14 protein-coding genes, 2 pseudogenes and 1 riboswitch are annotated in these 18,119 nt (G+C 62.2%); of the genes and pseudogenes, 6 read left to right on the top strand and 10 right to left on the bottom strand.

Going from position 1 to position 18,119, the window contains the following annotated elements; translation table 11 throughout:
• The first annotated feature begins 337 nt into the window (after nucleotides 1–337).
• On the top strand, nucleotides 338–610 hold the full coding sequence (locus MPC4_RS12005; protein WP_174512716.1) for a hypothetical protein: 273 nt from the start codon (nucleotides 338–340) through the stop codon (nucleotides 608–610).
• 296 nt (nucleotides 611–906) lie between these two features.
• Here MPC4_RS12005 and MPC4_RS12000 read toward each other — a convergent pair.
• Nucleotides 907–1,325: pseudogene (locus tag MPC4_RS12000) on the bottom strand (hypothetical protein).
• A 158-nt stretch (nucleotides 1,326–1,483) separates the two neighbouring features.
• On the opposite strand from MPC4_RS12000, the gene MPC4_RS11995 reads away from it, so the two are divergent.
• The 4 genes from MPC4_RS11995 (at nucleotide 1,484) to MPC4_RS11980 (ending at nucleotide 9,889) form a co-directional block, all read left to right on the top strand.
• Nucleotides 1,484–4,654, top strand: coding sequence for a multicopper oxidase domain-containing protein (locus tag MPC4_RS11995; protein ID WP_174512715.1), 3,171 nt, complete (start codon nucleotides 1,484–1,486; stop codon nucleotides 4,652–4,654).
• Between the two features lie 101 nt (nucleotides 4,655–4,755).
• On the top strand, nucleotides 4,756–7,497 hold the full coding sequence (locus MPC4_RS11990) for a xanthine dehydrogenase family protein molybdopterin-binding subunit (protein ID WP_244628981.1): 2,742 nt from the start codon (nucleotides 4,756–4,758) through the stop codon (nucleotides 7,495–7,497).
• On the top strand, nucleotides 7,494–8,015 hold the full coding sequence (locus tag MPC4_RS11985) for a (2Fe-2S)-binding protein (protein ID WP_174512714.1): 522 nt from the start codon (nucleotides 7,494–7,496) through the stop codon (nucleotides 8,013–8,015). The genes MPC4_RS11990 and MPC4_RS11985 overlap by 4 nt, the downstream gene beginning before the upstream one ends.
• A 251-nt stretch (nucleotides 8,016–8,266) precedes the next feature.
• Entirely contained in the window at nucleotides 8,267–9,889 is a 1,623-nt protein-coding gene (locus tag MPC4_RS11980) for an ABC-F family ATP-binding cassette domain-containing protein (RefSeq protein ID WP_174512713.1), read from the top strand.
• Nucleotides 9,890–9,930: 41 nt separating this feature from the next.
• Here the strand turns inward: MPC4_RS11980 and eno are convergent, their stop codons facing one another.
• From eno to crcB, 3 genes are all read right to left on the bottom strand, one after another.
• Complete coding sequence (gene eno / locus MPC4_RS11975) at nucleotides 9,931–11,226, bottom strand: phosphopyruvate hydratase (RefSeq protein WP_174512712.1); 1,296 nt, start codon at nucleotides 11,224–11,226, stop codon at nucleotides 9,931–9,933.
• Between the two features lie 118 nt (nucleotides 11,227–11,344).
• Nucleotides 11,345–12,184: a universal stress protein gene (locus tag MPC4_RS11970; protein WP_174512711.1), complete on the bottom strand. Its 840-nt coding sequence runs from the start codon at nucleotides 12,182–12,184 to the stop codon at nucleotides 11,345–11,347.
• Between the two features lie 26 nt (nucleotides 12,185–12,210).
• Nucleotides 12,211–12,615 carry a fluoride efflux transporter CrcB gene (gene crcB, locus MPC4_RS11965; RefSeq protein ID WP_134493145.1) on the bottom strand — a complete coding sequence of 135 codons (405 nt, stop codon included), beginning with the start codon at nucleotides 12,613–12,615 and terminating at the stop codon, nucleotides 12,211–12,213.
• A 388-nt stretch (nucleotides 12,616–13,003) separates the two neighbouring features.
• A riboswitch (Fluoride riboswitch) is annotated at nucleotides 13,004–13,064 on the bottom strand.
• Between the two features lie 275 nt (nucleotides 13,065–13,339).
• On the opposite strand from crcB, the gene modD reads away from it, so the two are divergent.
• Nucleotides 13,340–14,197: a ModD protein gene (modD, locus tag MPC4_RS11960; RefSeq protein WP_174512710.1), complete on the top strand. Its 858-nt coding sequence runs from the start codon at nucleotides 13,340–13,342 to the stop codon at nucleotides 14,195–14,197.
• Between the two features lie 26 nt (nucleotides 14,198–14,223).
• Here the strand turns inward: modD and MPC4_RS11955 are convergent, their stop codons facing one another.
• The 6 genes and pseudogenes from MPC4_RS11955 to MPC4_RS11930 form a co-directional block, all read right to left on the bottom strand.
• Nucleotides 14,224–14,886: a class I SAM-dependent methyltransferase gene (locus MPC4_RS11955; RefSeq protein ID WP_174512709.1), complete on the bottom strand. Its 663-nt coding sequence runs from the start codon at nucleotides 14,884–14,886 to the stop codon at nucleotides 14,224–14,226.
• A gap of 174 nt (nucleotides 14,887–15,060) precedes the next feature.
• A complete protein-coding gene (gene tetH / locus MPC4_RS11950; protein ID WP_174512708.1) occupies nucleotides 15,061–15,855 on the bottom strand; it encodes a thiosulfate dehydrogenase in 795 nt (264 codons plus the stop codon).
• A gap of 104 nt (nucleotides 15,856–15,959) precedes the next feature.
• The gene (locus MPC4_RS11945) at nucleotides 15,960–16,622 is read right to left on the bottom strand and encodes a DsbA family protein (RefSeq protein ID WP_244628980.1); all 663 of its coding nucleotides are present in this window, start codon (nucleotides 16,620–16,622) and stop codon (nucleotides 15,960–15,962) included.
• A gap of 245 nt (nucleotides 16,623–16,867) precedes the next feature.
• Nucleotides 16,868–17,254 carry a DUF302 domain-containing protein gene (locus MPC4_RS11940; RefSeq protein ID WP_134493153.1) on the bottom strand — a complete coding sequence of 129 codons (387 nt, stop codon included), beginning with the start codon at nucleotides 17,252–17,254 and terminating at the stop codon, nucleotides 16,868–16,870.
• Between the two features lie 56 nt (nucleotides 17,255–17,310).
• Nucleotides 17,311–17,502: a YgaP family membrane protein gene (locus MPC4_RS11935; RefSeq protein WP_174512707.1), complete on the bottom strand. Its 192-nt coding sequence runs from the start codon at nucleotides 17,500–17,502 to the stop codon at nucleotides 17,311–17,313.
• Between the two features lie 147 nt (nucleotides 17,503–17,649).
• A pseudogene (locus tag MPC4_RS11930) lies at nucleotides 17,650–18,119 on the bottom strand (NAD(P)/FAD-dependent oxidoreductase); the annotation flags it as partial.

The following is an 18,119-nucleotide window of genomic DNA, read 5'->3' as shown; positions in this document are numbered from 1 at the left end:
TGACGCGCAATCAGGGTCAGGGCATATCGGCCGCGCTAATACAGACGCCATAGTTGCGACCGTCGATATTGCCGCCGACGGTTCGCGCGGCAATGTGTCGCGAACACCATTGTGTTATATGACTAAGAACATACACACTATGAGACAGTTGAAAAAGCGTGTTTTGCGTGCGCCGTCCTGATGTGCTTAACAGAGTCAATCTGCGGACACATGCGCCCGCATTGTTATCGCCAGCAATATATTAAAATATATTATAAGCTATTATCGCAAGGCTCGGTGCGGACTATGTATCTCTCATCGAATTTGGAAACTTCGAGCTCTACGAGGAGATACAAAAATGAAGATGCTAAGTCTTGCCGCCGCCGCACTGGCGCTTGCGCCGTCCGCGACGGTTATCAATGCGACGCGGGCTTATGCCGCGCCAGAATCAACCTACGCAATGACGGTTAGCGCCGATAATAGCGACTCCGACTGGGCGACCTCTCTGGTGCAGGAAAACGAGGGAATTCCCAACCCGAATCGCCACGGACGGTGCATGTTGATGAGCCGGCCTGTGAGTGACGGGCATGGTCGCCTCCTTGGCTATCATACATTCAACGTCTGCAGCTAATAAGCTACCTGCAGAGGCCAGCGTCTCCCGGAGCACTGTTCCGGGAGATGCAGCCGTCGGCCGAGGGCATATTCTTGTCGATCAGGTCGCTTCGATCTGATCGACAAGGATATGCTCCGTTTTTGTATCTGGAGCGATTTCCGATCGAATGACTCTTTCGATCGGAAAGCGCTCTAACGCATTCATATGCTGATCGCACTCGACCTGTGGTCGTGTGCGCGCGAAAGCCCATTTAGCCCTGTTGGTCGTTCGACAGTGCGAACAGTAGGGGCGCCAGCGCGGGCTTACGCAGCGGATTAAAGAGCGCTTTCTCGGGCGCGCCCAGTGATCAACCGGCGCGGCGATCTGAACACGCCTCCTGCTCCCATTTCCCCTTCGATCTGCAACAGCCGGTTGTATTTGGCGATGCGCTCGCTGCGGCAAGCGGAGCCGCTCTTGATTTGGCGGCCCCCAGGGCGACGGCGAAATCCGCCATGAAGGCGTCTTCGGTCTCGCCGGACCGGTGCGAGATGACGTAGCGCACTCCGGCTTCGCGGCATAGGCCGACGGCCTGGATCGTGTCGCTGACGGCGCCGATCGTTGCCCCCGGGCCGCCGTCTGCTTCGCGAAGCCTTTCCAGAAGATTGGCGCTGGCGGGCGCCGACAGCCCAGCCGACGCCGCCGCGGGCGAACGGGTCGATGACGGCGGCCAAATAGCGCCAACCTCCCCAGCCATCCAACGGCGCCTGCCTTTGGTCGCGCCAGTATCGCAAAGGCAAATATAGGCTGGCGCTTATTGGAGAACGATTCTAAGCTTCGCGGAATGCTTTTTCCGCGAAACTTAGGAAAAGCGTGCTGTAAGTCGCCGCGCTGCGTAAGTTCCACGGAGAAGTTATGGGTCATCGTCCCCGCTATCGCGAATTTTGTCGCCAGTTTTGGGCCGCGCTCGTCGGCTCAGTCGCCGCATTGTCGGTGCTGTTCGCGACTGGTTTGGCGGTTCGAGCGAATGCTGCTGGCAATGGTCCGGGGCAGGGCGTTTCTTCCGAGTTTCGCGAGCCGGTAACGTTGGCGAGCAAGGACGGCGTCCTTGAGGTTAGGCTGACCGCGCGTCAGGGGGCGGCCTCGCTGGATACGGTGAGCAAGCCCGTCGAGAACTTCCTGCTCTTCGACTATGAAGTCATCCGCGGTGCGCCGTCGGATGGAAAAATGTCCGGCGGCGGCCTCTATCCAGCGCCGACCTTGCAGGTTTTTCCGGGCGAGACCCTGATCGTACATCTGGACAACGCACTGACCGACCTGACCATCGCGGACTACTTCAGTCCGCAATATACAGCGGTGAACGGCGTCGTTCCGCTTTACCCGATACAAATGAAGTCGTCGCCGGTGAATCTGCATATTCATGGCATTCACGTCAGCCCGAAAGGCAATTCCGACAACGTCATGCTGCACATCGCGGCGGGAATGTCGAACACTTATACCTACAACATTCCAAAGAACATGCCGCAGGGGGCGTACTGGTATCACAGCCACCTTCACACCTTGACGGGGCCGCAGACCTATACCGGTCTGGCAGGGCTTCTGTCGATCGGGCGCACGGACGGCAACCTTCCGGTGGTAACGGAAAAGCAGATCCCGATCCGTAACATGCTGCTTCAGTACAATTTCGTTTTCGATCGCGCTGGAGGCCTGGCGCAACTCGACAACCCCGACTGGCCGCAATATGTCAGCACGATGGCGCCGCCCAAAGGCGATGAACTGGCGAAGGGCGTCTATCGACCGCTGCTTGCCCCCGTCAACTTCACCCAATCCAAGGTTGGCGCCACCTACTTCACCGTCTGGTATGCGGGCCCGCTGTCGATCAGCAACGACCGGGGGCTTTTTCAGACGATTCCCAGCAATCTTCAAACCTTCACGGCGGCTAACGGCCAGACCGACAAGGACGTTCCGGCCGATCCGTCGCTGCCGGACAGCAAGCGGGACGTACAGTTCACGGTCAACGGCCAGTTTGAACCGACCATCAGGAGCAAGCCGGGCCAGACCGAGATCTGGGTGCTCGCGAATGTAAGCGACTTTGCCTATATGAGCGTCCAACTGACAGAAACCGCGACGGGTCGGCACCCGCCGATCGCAATCGTGGGGCAGGACGGCAATCCCTATCCCGCCGTGCATTACCCGGTCACGGAAAACGGGACTCGTCTGGTCATCTCGCCCGCCAGCCGGTACGCGATCGCCGTGACGATGCCGGCCGAAGGCGATCTGGTCCTCGAGATGCCGCCCCGTGGCGGAGGCGCCAAGACGATTACCGCGCCCGGCGTGCTCTACACCAGTAATGGAACGGAAAATCCTCCCGCGGTGCTCGGCAGCCTCAGCGTCCTGCCTTCCGCCGTGAGCTATGTCGACGGTTTCTTCGCCTTTCCCACCCAGGTGCTGGCGCGGGCGGTCCCCTCACAGGGGAAGGGGGTGACGACGGCCTTCGTCGAGGGGCAAAAGCTGGGCGCCTACACGTCCTTCGTCGAGCTTGCCGACGCCAAGCCCGACGTAAAGCGGCAAATTCTGATTTCCGGCGGGTTCCTGAACGACAAGGCGACCGCAGCCGACCCGAAGGCGTTCGTCTACGCCTTCGATAGCGCCGCCTTCCCCAACATGCCGCTGATCCAGCCGCGCCTAGGCTCCGTCGAGGAATGGAAATTCATCAACCGTAATAATGATGAACACCCCATCCACGTCCACGTCAACGACTTCCAGGTGGTTGACTATTTCGATCCAACGACAGGCGTGCACACGGGCCCGGACCATTTTGGCGCCGACAACAGCAACGCACCGGCCCCGACCATGCAGATCGACGAGAGCGTGATCCAGCCGGGGATCCTGTCGATCCGCACACGGTTCGACGATTATATCGGCCTGTTCGTTATGCATTGCCATCGCCTCAACCACGAGGACAACGGATTGATGGCGCTCATCAACGTCATCCCGGCGGTGTCCAGCTACGCGGTGGCGGCGCCGGGCGGCGACGGCAAGCCGACGGAGGTTCGCCTGTTCGACGGCAAGGACGACCGCCACATCGCCACGGTGGTTCCCTTCCCCGGCTACGAAGGCAATGTCAGCATCGCCCTGGGCGACGTCGATGGCGACGGCGTCCTCGACCTCATCGTCGGCGCAGGCAAGGATCATGCGCCGGAGGTGGTCGTCTATTCCGGCAAGAACAAGGCCGCGAGGCCTTTCGAGACCGAACTGGCGCGGTTTCAGGCCTTCCCCTCCGAAATGCGCGGCGGCGTCTCCGTGACCGCCACCCAGATCGACGGGGCGACTTCCGACAACATAGTGGTCGGTTCGGGCCCCGGTTCGCCAAGCGAAGTGCGGGTGTACGGCACAAGTCTGCCGGCATCGCCGGGCGTTGCGCCGCCGCTCTTTTCGTCGTTCAAGCCCAATGGCGACGACACGTCCGGCGTCAGCCTCGCAGCCGGTTTCATCGATTTTTCGACCGGCCGGAACAGCCTTGTCACTGCTTCCGGTCCGGGAAGCGTCGGAATGGTCAAGGTGTTCGTCTTTCCGCTGACGAGGCCGGTTGCGCACGGCGACGCGCTGGAGGCCGCGATCGACAAGCCGGTAAACACGACCTCGTTCGCGCCGTTCGGCGCAGACTACCGTGGCGGCGTTTCCATCGGAACGGGCTGGCTCGCCGGATCGCTCGGCGGCGCCAAGCGCATCATCGTCAGCCAGCTCGCGGACAAGGGCGCCGTCAAGGTGTATTCGAGCGGTTCGGCGCTGGATGGAGGTCCCGCTATGTATGTGGAAAATCCCGCGCACCACGATCATGGCGCCAAGTTCCGCGAGATCGCGAGCTTCGAGCCGTTTGCCGGAGCCTCTGGCGCACAGGTCGCCACGACGAGCACGACCATGGGCGCGAACCTGCTGGTAAGCGGAACATCCCCGCAAGGCGCGCGCGTCCTCAAGTTCGATTTCGTCAGGGCGGACCCAAAGGCTACGGTTCTGCAGCCGGTGCTCCTGGGGGAGATCGTATCCCTGGAAGGCGCGCGATCGGTCGTCGTCGGGGGCGACTAGGAGGAACCGGTTTTGAGGAACTCTACGCAACCTGCGCGGCGCCACGCCGCCCCGGATTTTAAGAAAAGGGTAAGGTCATAGAGGCTTCGCGACGAGAATTCATGAAGTTGGCCGCCGTAAGCGGCATCACGCTCGGCGTTTCGCGCGTTGCCCTGGCTGAGACGTCCACTTTTCTGGCGCGCGAAACGCTGCCCGGAAGAGGCGTCCTGAAGCCGGCGGTCGGTCGCGTCGACGGCGTCGCCAAGGTGACGGGCGCCAAGCTCTATGCGTCCGACTTCCGAGCCTCCGATCTTCCCGGTTGGCCGGCCAATACGTCCTATGCTCTGCTGGTGCGCGCAGCGGACGCAACCCATGTTTATGCGGGCTTCGACCTGACGCGGCTGGGCAAGGCCGCTCAGCCTTCGGTGGTGGTGACGGCCGAGGATCTCGCGCGCATTGGGGTGCGCGTACCGGAATTCTACGCCGGCGATCTCTTCTGCCCGGCCGGCAAGACTCCGTCCTATCTCGGCCAGCCGGTGGCTTTGCTGATTTTCGAGACGTTCGACGCCTTCGACAGAGCGCGGCTCGTTTTGCGCGACGGCGATTTCCTAAAATTCGGCGCTGAAACCGGCCCGGTCGCCGTCCCGAACTACGGCGCGTTCCGTTTCACTCGCGTGGCCGGCGCGACGCCTGACGCTCCCGATATCTATTCGCCGCTTCAGGAAGGCTGGATAAGCCCCGGCATCCTTGAGAGTTCCGGACGGCCGATCTGGAAGCCGCTTCCGGTCGCCAAGGGCGGCGAGTACGTCAAGGGCGCGACCCATGGCGAGGCGATACGCGCGGAGCTTGCCGCCAAGAACCCGGCCGTCCTGACGCTCGACCGTGAATTCGAGACGCAGTCGGTGGATCCGATGTTTCTCGAGCCCGAATGCGGGCTTGCGTGGTATGACCCGCATGCCGAGAACCTCGAAATCGTGCTGGGCGTGCAATCGCCCCTGGAAGCGACTGAGGCGGTCGCGTTCCTCCTCGGTGAAGCGAAGGCCGATTTCAAGCCGAAGAACATCGATGCCCAATTCGCCTATGTTGGCGGGGGCTTTGGCGGCCGCGACCACACGCCGTTTCCGCTCTACGTGGCGCTGGCCGCGATGTTCTATCCGGGCCATGCGGTTCGCCTGGCGCATGATCGCCTTCAACAGTTCCAGGGCGGCATCAAGCGCCACGCATTCAAGATGCGGTCGCAGATCGGCGTCGATCGGGCGAGCGGTATGATCACGGCGTTCGCGGCCGACCACGTCCTCGACGGCGGCGGCCTGATGAACTACTCGATCAGCGTTGCCGTGGTCGGCGCTACGGGCGCGATCGGCATCTACGATATTCCCAAGGTCGACGTGACAACGGTCGCCGTTCATTCGCGTGGCGTCACCGCCGGATCCATGCGCGGCTATGGAACGCTGCAGACGATGACCGCGCTTGAGGTGCTGGTCGACGAGGTGGCGACCGCGCTGCCGATCGATCCGATCGAGTTCCGCCGGCGCAACGCATTGCGACCCGGCGGCCGGACAATGACCGGCAATCCCTATTCGGTCTCGGTGCGCACCCAGGAAATCCTCGACAAGCTCGACAATCATCCGATCTGGCAAAAGCGCGCTGAAGAGAAGGCGCGTGCAAAACCAGGGTTCCTCGTCGGCGCCGGTGTTGCTTGCTCCGCCAAGGACTACGGAACGGGCGCGGATTGTTCGCTCGGATCGATCCAGATGGATCCAGAAGGCCGCATTTCGATCCACGGCGACGCCGTGGAGATGGGTAACGGCATCGGAACCGCCCTCGCCCATCGAGCCGCGCTCCATATCGGCGGCATCGCCGACGAGGTGACGGTGGCGCAGGTCGATGCGTTTGACGAGCTCGAACTCACGACGTCCGGCGACGCCTACACGATCACCCAGGCGGCCCAGGACGAAGCGGCGAAGAACCCGCGCTGGGTGCCGGCGATCAGTTCGGCTACCAGCGCCTCGATCGGCGCCCACGTCGGAACTCAGGCGGTAGCGGAGGCGGCGCGGATCATATTCCGCTTCGGACTGTGGCCCGCTGCGCTCTCGCTTTGGGGCATCGAATGGACCGATCCGAGAGCCAAGCAGTCGGATGAGGCCTACTGGCAGGGGGAGACTTTGATCATGGCCGGCCTTTCCCCGCTGCCCTTGTCGGCGATTGCCGCAAGGGCGCATGCCCAGAAGGGCGTGACAGGCGCCATGGCGCACGCCTTTTCGCGCTGGGCCTGGTCGCAGGGAACATTCGACATTGCCGGCGAGGATTGGTCGGCCGACATCGACGCGCTGGCGGTGCGTTACGGAGGCGGCAAGTTCACGCGCCTTGATCGCAAGCAGGTGGCCTTTCCGCCCACCGACTACAATCGGATCGGCACAGCCTTTTCGTCGCTTTGCGGCACGCTGGTTCGAATCGAGATCGAGCGGGCGACCGGCGCGCTCCGCATCGCGAAGGCCTACAGCGTCCTGGAATGCGGCAAGGCGCTCGTTCCCGAGGTGGTGCTTGGGCAATCTCACGGCGGGTTCGCGATGGGCGTGGGTTACGCGCTGCTCGAGACTCTGCCCCCGTTCGAGGACGGGCCCGGCAACGGGCAATGGAATCTCGGCCAATATCTCGTGGCGCGCGGATCCGATTTGCCGCTGCATGACCTGGAGATCGAGATTCTGCCCCCGCTCGCATCAAACGAACCGCCGAAAGGCATGGCCGAGGTGGTGATGATTCCTGTCGTTCCGGCGCTGCTGAACGCCATCTTCGACGCGACGGGGCATCGCTTCCAATCGCTGCCGGTCACTCAGGATATGCTGAAGCGAGCGCTCGCATGACGAAACTTGCCCTGACGATCAACGGTCGCGCTCACGGCCCCATGGACGTGCGCGACGATCTGACGATGAACGATTTCCTGCGCGAATTCCTGGGGATGACGGGCACCAAGTTCGGATGTGGCGCCGCACAGTGTCTGAGCTGCGTCGTCATCGTCGATCTGCCGGACGGGACCAGTGAGACCAACCCGACCTGTGTCGCATCGGCGGCAAGCTTCGACGGCAAGAAGATCCGCACCATCGAGGGACACGCCGAGAACGGCCAGCTGACCGTGCTGCAGAAAGCCTTCATCGAGCATTTCGCGTTCCAGTGCGGCTATTGCACCCCGGGTTTTCTCAACGAGGGTCAGGTTCTGCTGGAGCGATTGGCGAGAACGCCGGTGGCCCGCGCCGATCTCGAAACAACCATTGCCGAAGCGCTCGACGGCCACCTTTGCCGGTGTACAGGATACGTCAAATATCACGAGGCCATGCGGGACGTGATTCTCGCCAACCCCCGGCGTTTTCTGAAGGGGGGCTGAAGATGAGCCCCGAATGGCCGCGCCCGGTCCTGATCCTGGCATTGACGCCGGTCAACGTCGCGGCGGCTGGCGCGGCTGGGTGAGCCGGGTCGGGCGCCGGTCCGAATAGGCTGGCCTCGCCGGCGCGTTTCTCGGCCATCACCAATATCAACCAGCGCTCGGCCGCTTATGATGGCCGCGGCCAGTCCACTCTTTCGCGTCCGCGCCCCATGGGGTAATGGCGCGGGATCTTCTCTGGATGGCAGACACACATGATACGTCTCGATAACATCGGTAAACAGAACGGCAGGCAGATCGTCTTCGTCGAGGCGTCGGCGGCGCTCCAGCGAGGCGAGAAGGTCGGGCTGGTCGGCCCTAATGGCGCCGGCAAAACGACGCTCTTCCGGATGATCACGGGGCAGGAGCAGCCTGACGAGGGTCAGGTGGTCGCCGATCGAGGGATCACCATCGGCTATTTCAGCCAGGACGTCGGCGAGATGTTCGGCCGCAGCGCCGTCCTGGAGGTGATGGACGGCGCCGGCCCCGTGAGCGCTGTCGCGACCGAGTTGAAGGAACTGGAAGCCGACATGGCGGATCCGGACCGCGCGGATGACATGGAGGCCATCATTGAGCGTTACGGCGAGGTGCAGGCGCGCTTCGAGGACCTTGGAGGCTACGCGCTCGAGGGGCGCGCGCGAGAAGTCCTGGCGGGCCTCAGCTTCAGCGAGGAGATGATGGACGGCGACGTGGGCGCGCTCTCCGGCGGGTGGAAGATGCGCGTGGCGCTGGCCCGCATCATTCTGATGCGTCCGGACGCGATGCTCCTGGACGAGCCGAGCAACCATCTGGACCTCGAAAGCCTGATCTGGCTGGAGGACTTTCTCAAGGGTTATGACGGCGCGCTGCTGATGACCTCGCATGATCGCGAATTCATGAATCGCATCGTCACCAAGGTGGTGGAGATCGATGGCGGCGCGCTGACGACCTATTCGGGCGACTACGAATTCTATGAACAGCAACGCGCGCTGAACGAGAAGCAGCAGCAGGCCCAGTTCGAGCGCCAGCAGGCGATGCTCGCCAAGGAGATCAAGTTCATCGAGCGCTTCAAGGCGCGTGCTTCCCACGCCGCGCAGGTGCAAAGCCGGGTGAAGAAGCTGGACAAGATCGAACGGGTGGAGCCGCCCAAGCGCCGCCAGTCGGTCGCCTTCGAGTTCCCGCCGGCGCCGCGCTCCGGCGATGACGTGGTGAGCTTGAAAAACGTGCACAAGCGTTACGGCAATCGGAGCATCTATGAGGGTCTTGACTTCGTGGTGAGCCGCAAGGAGCGCTGGTGCGTGATGGGCGTCAACGGCGCCGGCAAGTCCACGCTGCTGAAACTGGTGGCCGGCTCCGCACAGCCGGACAATGGCACGGTGGCCTTGGGTGGAAGCGTCAAGATGGGCTATTTCGCCCAGCACGCCATGGATCTGCTCGACGGCGAGCGCACGGTGTTCCAGTCGCTGGAGGACTCGTTCCCGCAGGCGGGGCAAGGCTCGCTGCGGGCGCTGGCCGGCTGCTTCGGATTTTCCGGCGACGACGTGGAGAAGAAGTGCCGGGTTCTGTCGGGCGGCGAAAAGGCCCGGCTGGTCATGGCCAAAATGCTCTACGATCCGCCGAACTTCCTGGTGCTGGACGAGCCCACCAACCATCTGGACATCGTTACAAAGGAGATGCTGATCACGGCGCTGTCGGAGTACGAAGGCACCATGCTGTTCGTCTCACACGACCGGCACTTCCTGGCGGCGCTGTCCAATCGGGTGCTCGAACTGACGCCGGAGGGCATTCACCAATATGGGGGCGGCTACACGGAGTATGTTGCGCGGACAGGCCAGGAGGCTCCCGGACTACGAAGCTGACGCGGGCGCCCACCCGGACGATCACCCGCCGGGCGAGACTGTCAGCTGAGCTGACGGCGATCCGGCAGCTCGAAGGGGGACTTAAAGACGGCGCCTGCTCCCAGCTCCCCTTCGATCTCCAGCAGCCGGTTGTACTTGGCGATGCGCTCGCTGCGGCAAGCGGAGCCGGTCTTGATTTGGCCGCCCCCCATGGCGACGGCGAAATCCGCCATGAAGGCGTCTTCGGTCTCGCCGGACCGGTGCGAGATGACGTAGCGCCATCCGGCTTCGCGGCATAGGCCGATGGCCTGGATCGTCTCGCTGACCGTGCCGATCTGGTTCAGCTTGATCAGCACCGCGTTCGCTGTCTTCTCAGTAATGCCTCTTTGAATGAAGACGGGATTGGTCACAAAGATGTCGTCGCCGACGATCTGGATGCGGCCGCCTTGCGTTGCCGTTTGTTTGGCGAAGCCTCCCCAATCATTCTCATCGAACCCATCCTCGATAGAGACGATGGGATAGGCGTCGATCCAGCGTTGGTACAGCGCGATCATGTCGTCGCTCGATTTCAGGCCCTGACCTGATTTGGCGAGATGGTAGGCGCCATCGGCATAAAAAGAGCTGGCCGCCGGGTCGAGGGCGATGGCGATATCCTTGCCGGGCGCAAAGCCCGCGGCTTCGATAGCCTCGACGATGAGTTCGCAGGCTTCTTCGTTGCTCTTGAGGTTGGGCGCGAAGCCGCCCTCGTCGCCGACCGACGTGGCGTAGCCCTTCTTGGTCAGAATCTTGGCCAGCATGTGGAAGGTTTCAGCGCCATAGCGCAACGCCTCGGCAAAGCTCGGGGCGCCAACCGGCATCACCATGAATTCCTGAAAATCCACGCTGTTATCGGCGTGCTTGCCGCCGTTGAGAATGTTCATCATCGGCACAGGCAGCCGTGTCGCGCCGGGACCGCCGAGATAGGCATAAAGGGGCAGCCGCGAGGTTTCGGCCGCGGCCCGCGCCACGGCCATCGAAACGCCTAAGATGGCGTTGGCGCCGAGCCTCGCCTTGTTGGGCGTGCCGTCGAGCGCAAGGAGAAGGGCGTCGATGTCAGCCTGCCGGACCGGGTCACGGCCAACAAGCTCCGGGGCGATCAGTGTGTTGACGTTGGCCACGGCCTTAAGGACGCCTTTGCCGCCATAGCGGGATTTGTCGGCGTCGCGTAATTCGACCGCTTCATTCGCGCCGGTTGACGCCCCCGATGGCACAGAAGCGGACACTCTGATGTCGTTATCGAGCCCCACATGCACGCGCAGGGTCGGATTCCCCCGCGAGTCGAGAATCTCATGGGCGGTGATCGAAGAAATCCTACTCATAGCGGACCTCCTTGGTGGCAGTCGGCATCGGCGCCGAACGCGCGGGACGGCGGAAATCGATCGTGCATTTATTCGTTGGGCCAGAGAATGATCCGTTGGCCGACATTGCTGTTTCCAGTCAGTGACACATCAAAACCGGAATGGCGGTCGCCTCCAATATTCGCGAAGTGGCGCCGCCCAAAACCCACTCCAGCAATCTATTTCGACGATAAGCGCCCATCACGAGAAGATCGGCTCCGAGCTCGGTTGCCGCGGATAAAATACAATCGCCGATGTTTTGATGATCCTGCTTCACACTTAGGACGACGGCGTCGAGGCCATGCTCCAGCAGAAGCGCCTTGGCGCCCTGCGCCTCGCCGGAGCCGTCATCCTCTGCGACCACGACGATCGAGATTGCTTTTGCGCGCGCCAGCCAGGGCAAAGCCGCCAGCACCGCCCGCGCTGCCGGCTGCCCCTCTTTCCAGGCGATGGCGATGCGCGGGTTGTTTGGCGCCAGGCCGTTCTCCGGCGTCAGCAGGAAAGGGCGACCCGTATCGAAGATCGCCGCGTGCAGCGCCTCCCGGCCATCGGCGGTATGATGAGGGCGCCGCGCTGGATCTGGCTTCCCGAGAACGATCAGGTTTGCGTTCCTGCCGAGATCGGCGACCTCGCCGCGCAGATCTCCAAGGACGTTGAGCCATGTCGCAGCCGCGTAATCGGAGTCTTTGCGATCAGCCAACCATGCATCGAAGATCGCTTTAACCGCGGATGCTTCGTGCTTGTTGACGTTTTCAATTTCCTCGCGACGCGCATCGGAGAGGATTTCTTCCCCAACAATAATGGTCGCCAGCGGGTCGACCCTGACGTGAAGCACGTCGATCCGGTCCGCCTGCTCGATGTTCGCCGCCATGTCGGCCATCGCCAGAGTGGCCGCGGCTGAGCGCTCATGCGTCAGAATTGCGAGAATGCCATGCGTCATTTTTCTCCTTCCGGCCCTATCCGACCTCAAAAATGGGTTGACCGCAGATTGACGCCCGTCGCGAGAAGATAGCCGAGCCAGACAAAGAGCAGACAGAGAAAAACAGAAAAAATGACATAGGCGCTGGCGCGGATGAGTTCACCCGATTGAGCCAGCTCCAAGGTCTGGAGACTGAAGGACGAAAAGGTCGTGAACCCTCCGCAAATGCCGACCATGACGAAAGTCCGGATCTCCGGCGATACAGAAAAGCGTCCATCCGCGCCGGTGAGATTGGCGAACAATCCAATGAAAAATGACCCGCCAATGTTGATCAGCAAAGTGCCCCAGGGGAACGTCGGCCCCGTGAGGCTTGCGACGAAGGAGGCGAACCAGAAGCGGGCCATTCCTCCGAGCGCGCTCCCAAGGGCGACCCATAAATACGAAAAGATCATGTGATAGATGTCTCCAAAAGCAGAATCGAACCCGATGCGGCTTCCCGCCTTGCCTTCCCTTTTCCCGGTCGCAGCGCCGCCTGGCGTCGCCAGCGGCTTGCGCTTGCTGAAGTCAGTTGAGCGCCCTCTGCTCGGCGTGCCGTTGAGAATTAGGAACCGGAATCGAGAACAGGCTCGCGATCAATGCAAGAGCCAGCCATGGCGCTGCGAGCGTCCAAACGGCGATCACGATTCATGCCGGCGCTTGCGGAACCATTCAGGCTCCAAAAACGCGTCCGCGGCGCCCACGACTGGAATAGGCGCCCTTCCGGGCGCAAACAGCCACGAAAGCAGGTCGCCCCGACTGTGATGCTGGAAAAATGCACAAAGAACTCCTCTCCGCTGTTACGGCGCGGCAGGAGTCATCAGCCTCTTCGGCGATTTCGGGGAACCCCATCCCCATCGAATTCGGCAATTGTATTCAAGAAACAAGCGTTGGCAAGGCTGGAAATTTCGCTCGTGAGTTGCTGGCGCCTTTCAAAGAGACGGTGCGGAGATCGGCCAATGGTTGACAAGCGAGCGATGCCGCCTCCATCAAAGCGGAGCTTGAGAACGGCGCTTTTGGCGCTCATTCGAGGCCCAACCGAACGCTATTTTGCGCCAAACGCTATGGCCTGAAGGGACCGCGGGAGCCCTCGCGGTCTCTCCCTTCTCGTCCTCTGACCACAAGAGCAGGAACGCCCTGATGCTGACCGCAGCGACCCGAACTGAACTCGAAAGCCTGCTTGCCGACGATGCGCCCCACGGGGATCTTACGACCGACGCGTTGGGCATCGGGGCGGCTTTGGGCGAGATGAGGTTTGCGGCTCGCGACGCAATGACGCTCGCGCTTGCCGAGGACGCGGCGGCGATCATCGAACTCACCGGGTGCAGGGCTGAGCTTTTCGCGTCTTCGGGCGACGCGCTGCAAGCTGGCGCGCCTATCCTCGTGGCGCGCGGTCCGGCCGCCGGGATTTTGCGAAGCTGGAAGGTAGCCCAGACTTTGATCGAGATCTGGTCCGGGGTCGCGACGGCCGCGCGCGAGATGGTTGATGCGGCAAAAACGGCGTCGCCGCATATAGCGATCGCCTGCACGCGCAAGAACACGCCCGGCGCGAAGCGCTTCGCCGCCGCGGCGGTCAGGGCCGGCGGCGCGGCGATGCATCGCCTCAGTCTCTCGGAGACAGTGCTCGTGTTTCCGGAGCATCTCGCTTTCCTCGAGGAACCGCTCGCCGCGTCGCTCGCGCGGCTGCGACGCGCGGCGCCGGAGAAGAAGCTGGTGATCGAGGCGCCGACGATCGCAGCTGCGATCGCCGCGGCGGACGCGGGCTTTGACGTAATCCAGGCTGAAAAGTTCGCGCCGGCGGAGATCGCGGCGCTCGTTGCAAGACCTGCGACGGCGCAACGTCGGCCCGTGATCGCGGCGGCCGGGGGGGTTAACGTCGGGAACGCCGCCGCCTATGCCGCGGCGGGAGCCGACGTCCTCGTCACGTCATCGCCCTACATGGCGCGCCCGCGCGATGTGCAAGTGCGGATAGCCCGGACGCCCGGCGGGACGGATTAACTCCGCTCCCGGCATTTCGATGACCCTCACACAGCCTTCGCGCCGTCCCCTCGTGAGCCAGGGTACGGAACCGACGCCACGGGCGATGCCCGGCCCACATACATGTATGTCATCAGGCGCGGACCGGCGGCGTATTCTGTTCGCAGTTCCGAAATGTCGAAGCCGGCCGCGCGAATGAGATCATCGACTTTCCGGTCGAGGTGACAGCCCCCGGAGACGTGTCCCCAGACCGGCGTCAATCGTCGCTGCCAGCGTCCAACCGCCGGTTCAGGCGACAGGCCATGCTCGACAAAGAGCAAGGCGCCGCCCGGTTTCAACACCCGATGCATCTCGCGCAGCGCGGCAAGTGGATCCGGAATCGAGCAAAGCGTCCAGGTCATCACAAGCGTGTCAACGCTGGCGTTCGGCAGCGGGATGCTTGTCGCCGACGCCAGAACAAGATCCGCCGGCGCGCCAGCTTCGGCCGTTCGGCGGTGCGCCATCGCCAGCAGCGGTTCCGAGCGATCAAGGCCTATGATCGATTCGGCCCCGCCACCATAGAGCGGCAGATTCAGTCCGGAGCCGACGCCAATTTCAAGCACGCGGCCGCGCGCTTGCGAGACCAACTCCCGGCGATACTTCTCGAGCTGGCGCTGGCGCATCGTCAGATCGAGAAGCGGCGGGAGAACCCAGCGTTCGTAGAAATTCATGGCCAATCGCATTCGTTAAGAGCGGCAGATGCTCGATAACACGACCATTAGCCGCGGTTGTATCATCGGAGGAAGAAGCCAGCACCAAGGAAATCGGCAAATGAGCAGGCGCCAGGCTGTGCCGGGGCTGGATCTATGAACCCGGCCGCGGACATGATTTGCCTGACGGCCTGCCTATTTGGCGTAATGAAATCCAGCCGCTTGCAACTCTGGAAGCGTGGCCGCCGCCCCTGGCGTCACCACCACGCCGGAGATGAGGTGGTTCGTGAGCTCCGCGGCGAGGACTTCCTGAGACAGCGCGTCGGGATTGATCGTCGCCTCGACGAGTCTTCCCGCGATCTCCCAGATGGAGTTGTGGCAGGCGAGGAAAACGACGCCGCGCCGTTGCAGCGCCGGTATAGAATTGTTAGCCGCCGAGAAGACACCGTTCGCATTCTCATAGGCGTTGCCGTCAGCCAAAGCCGCGGATCTGTCCTTGACAAGTGTGTTGGTCTTGAACTTGCCGCTCGTCAGATCGGCGAGCTTGTACTTGTCCCACATCTCCTGATCGAACAGGGCGAGGTGAGCGCTGCCGTGCGTCGCCGAGACGACAAGGAAATCTGCGTGCTTGAACGACCAGACCTGGGCGTTGAGCGAATTGCGCATCACGTTGAGCCACGGTCCTCCCAGGTCGGTGTTGTCCCAAACCTGCCGGTGCGCTCCACCGTAGCTGATGACCTCCTTCAAGGCGTCATGATCCCATTGGTCTTCTTCGGTGAGGATCATCGGAACGGTCTTGAAATCACGCCGTCGCGGCGCCCTTGCGAGCCGCTCGCCAAATTCGCGCAGCATCGTTCCTTCGGGCGCGGCCGGCGTATTTCCGGCAGCGGCTTCAGCCTCGACCGGAGCTGAGCCCATCGCCGCCAGTCCGAGCCCGGAAGCGGCGCCCATTAGTATGAGCGCCTCCCGGCGATTGCTCGTGTTATTCATGACGCCGTTTCCTTCGCGGGCGAGAGTTATGAATTTGACAATGAAATTGCATGATTGGCGACATCCTCCGGCCCGCCGCGGGGCGGCGCCTTGGATAAGCCAGGCTATTTTCCGGCGCCTGCCGCGGGCTTTGATTTCAAATAATCGCGGGCGTCAGAGACGACCTGTTTGAACCCTTCGAAGTCAAGCGCCTGTGGCTCTTTGAAAGGTCCGATCAAAAACACGGGCGTGCCCTCCAATTGCAGGGCGTCGGCCTCTGCGAGATTGCGCTTCAGCAGAGCCGCGATCTCATCAGCATGCGTCTCGAGGTCCTTGTTCAGCCGGTCGATATCCGCGCCCGCCGCATGAACGGCCTGATTGATTTCGTTCTGGGTCGCGGGGCGACCCTTCATGCGCATGAGCGCGTTATGAACTTCGACATATTTCTCCTGCCATTTCGCCGCAAGCGCGATCCGCGCGGCGACAACCGATGAAGGCGCAAGGATTGGCCAATCCTTGTAGACGACGCGGATGTTGGGATCGCTGGCGACATATCTGTCGAGGTCGGCCGTGGATCGCCGGCAAAACGGGCAGTTGTAATCCAGAAAAGCCACAATCGTGATGTCGCCGCGCGGATTGCCCGCGACCGGCGCATCGGGGTCATCGAACAGCATGTCCTGCAAGCCAGGCTTTGCTTGCGCGAAGGCCGGCCCGGCGAGAGAGAGCGGCAGGTTCGTGAATCCGGCCAGGAGCATGGCGACGATCAGGCGTCCAGCTTGTTGCATCATGCCACAGATCCCGAGGCGTTAAAGTCGGCTGCCGCCAAAACGATCTGTTCTGGGCAAAAAGCAATTGAAGTTCTTGTGAAGCCGACGAGACAGTGGAGGGTTTCGTCGAGAACTGACCTTCAGGGCGTCGATGCGCCTTTGCAGTTGCGCCTCATCATAGTGAATTCGGCTGGCCCGCGCCTTGGCCCAATGCGCGGGCCGGGCAGTGCGACGCGCAGCGAAGACGCGAACGCGCAAGCGACGTCTCAAAGCCCCGAAACAACGCGCTCGAGCTTTTCGCGCACGAGCGTTGCAAGTTCGGTCAGGGCGGGGTTGCCTATGCTTTCCATCGATACCGCAGGATCAATCGCCGCGACTTCGACGGCGCCGTTTTCGTGTTGCTGTACGATGACGTTGCACGGCAGCATGACCCCGATCTTGTCTTCCATCGAGAGCGCTCGATGGGCGAGCGATGGGTTGCACGCGCCAAGAATCCGGTAAGGTCTGAAGTCGACGCCTATTTTTGCCTTCATCGTCTGGCTGACGTCAATATCGCTGAGAATGCCGAAGCCCTCGGCTTTCAGTCCCTCGGTCACTCGGCCGATTGCGTCCTCAAATGTGCCCGTGATATTGCGGCTGATGTAGTATTTCATGATATTCTTCGCTCCGTTCAGCCGGCGGTCCGGCAAGCGTTGCAGGCCGCGCTGTCCTATTTCTTCAGGCCGCAGGTGTTGAGCCCAAGCAGCGCATAGGCCGGGCAGAAGCTGAACAGGCCGGTCAGGACCGGTATGACGCCGACGTAGCCCCAGAGGCCAACCGTGCCGGTGGCGGCAAGACCGATCAAGACCGCGCCGACAAGAACACGGAGCGTGCGATCAATTGTTCCAACGTTCGCATTCATCAGGATCTCCTAAAATGAGAAGCAAAGCCTGCTTCTATATTGCGCAATCGGCGTTGCGATGGTCTTGGATCTTATTCGCATATCACGCGTAGCGCGACCTTCTTGGGCCGCCAGCCGGCATTCTTCTCATTAGCGCCTAATGCGCCATCAGGAGGCGCGGCGGCACGCCACCGGCTTCAAACGCTCGATTCCCAGCGTTTTCATGACGAAGCGCTCGTATCCCGGCTCGCTCGAGCCGGTGCGGATCTTGCGCAGGAAGTACTTTTCGAAGCCGACCTTCGCCAGATGCACCCAGTAGCCTTGGCTCGACCAGTTAACGTTTCGTGGCGGGATCTGCGGCAGGGCCACGAATGCGACGCCGCTGTCGCCGAAGTCGGCGAGACAGACGGCATTCCAGGTCGCTTCATGCGTTGGCTCCCGGTTGGCGATGAGATCCGCGATATTGCGCGCTGTGGCGGTCACCATAGATTCGATCATGTAGCCCGTCTTCGGCGTTCCTGTCGCGACCGGGGTCTGCTCGACTGGCGGGATGGCGGCGCAGACGCCAGCGGCGAAAATGTTAGGGTATTTCGGGTTGCGTTGATGTTTGTCAATGAGGATAAAGCCGCGCGGGTTGG

Origin of the sequence: Methylocella tundrae, from assembly GCF_901905185.1 — a bacterium.
Classification (GTDB): domain Bacteria; phylum Pseudomonadota; class Alphaproteobacteria; order Rhizobiales; family Beijerinckiaceae; genus Methylocapsa; species Methylocapsa tundrae.
This window is presented reverse-complemented; position numbering and strand designations above follow the sequence as displayed.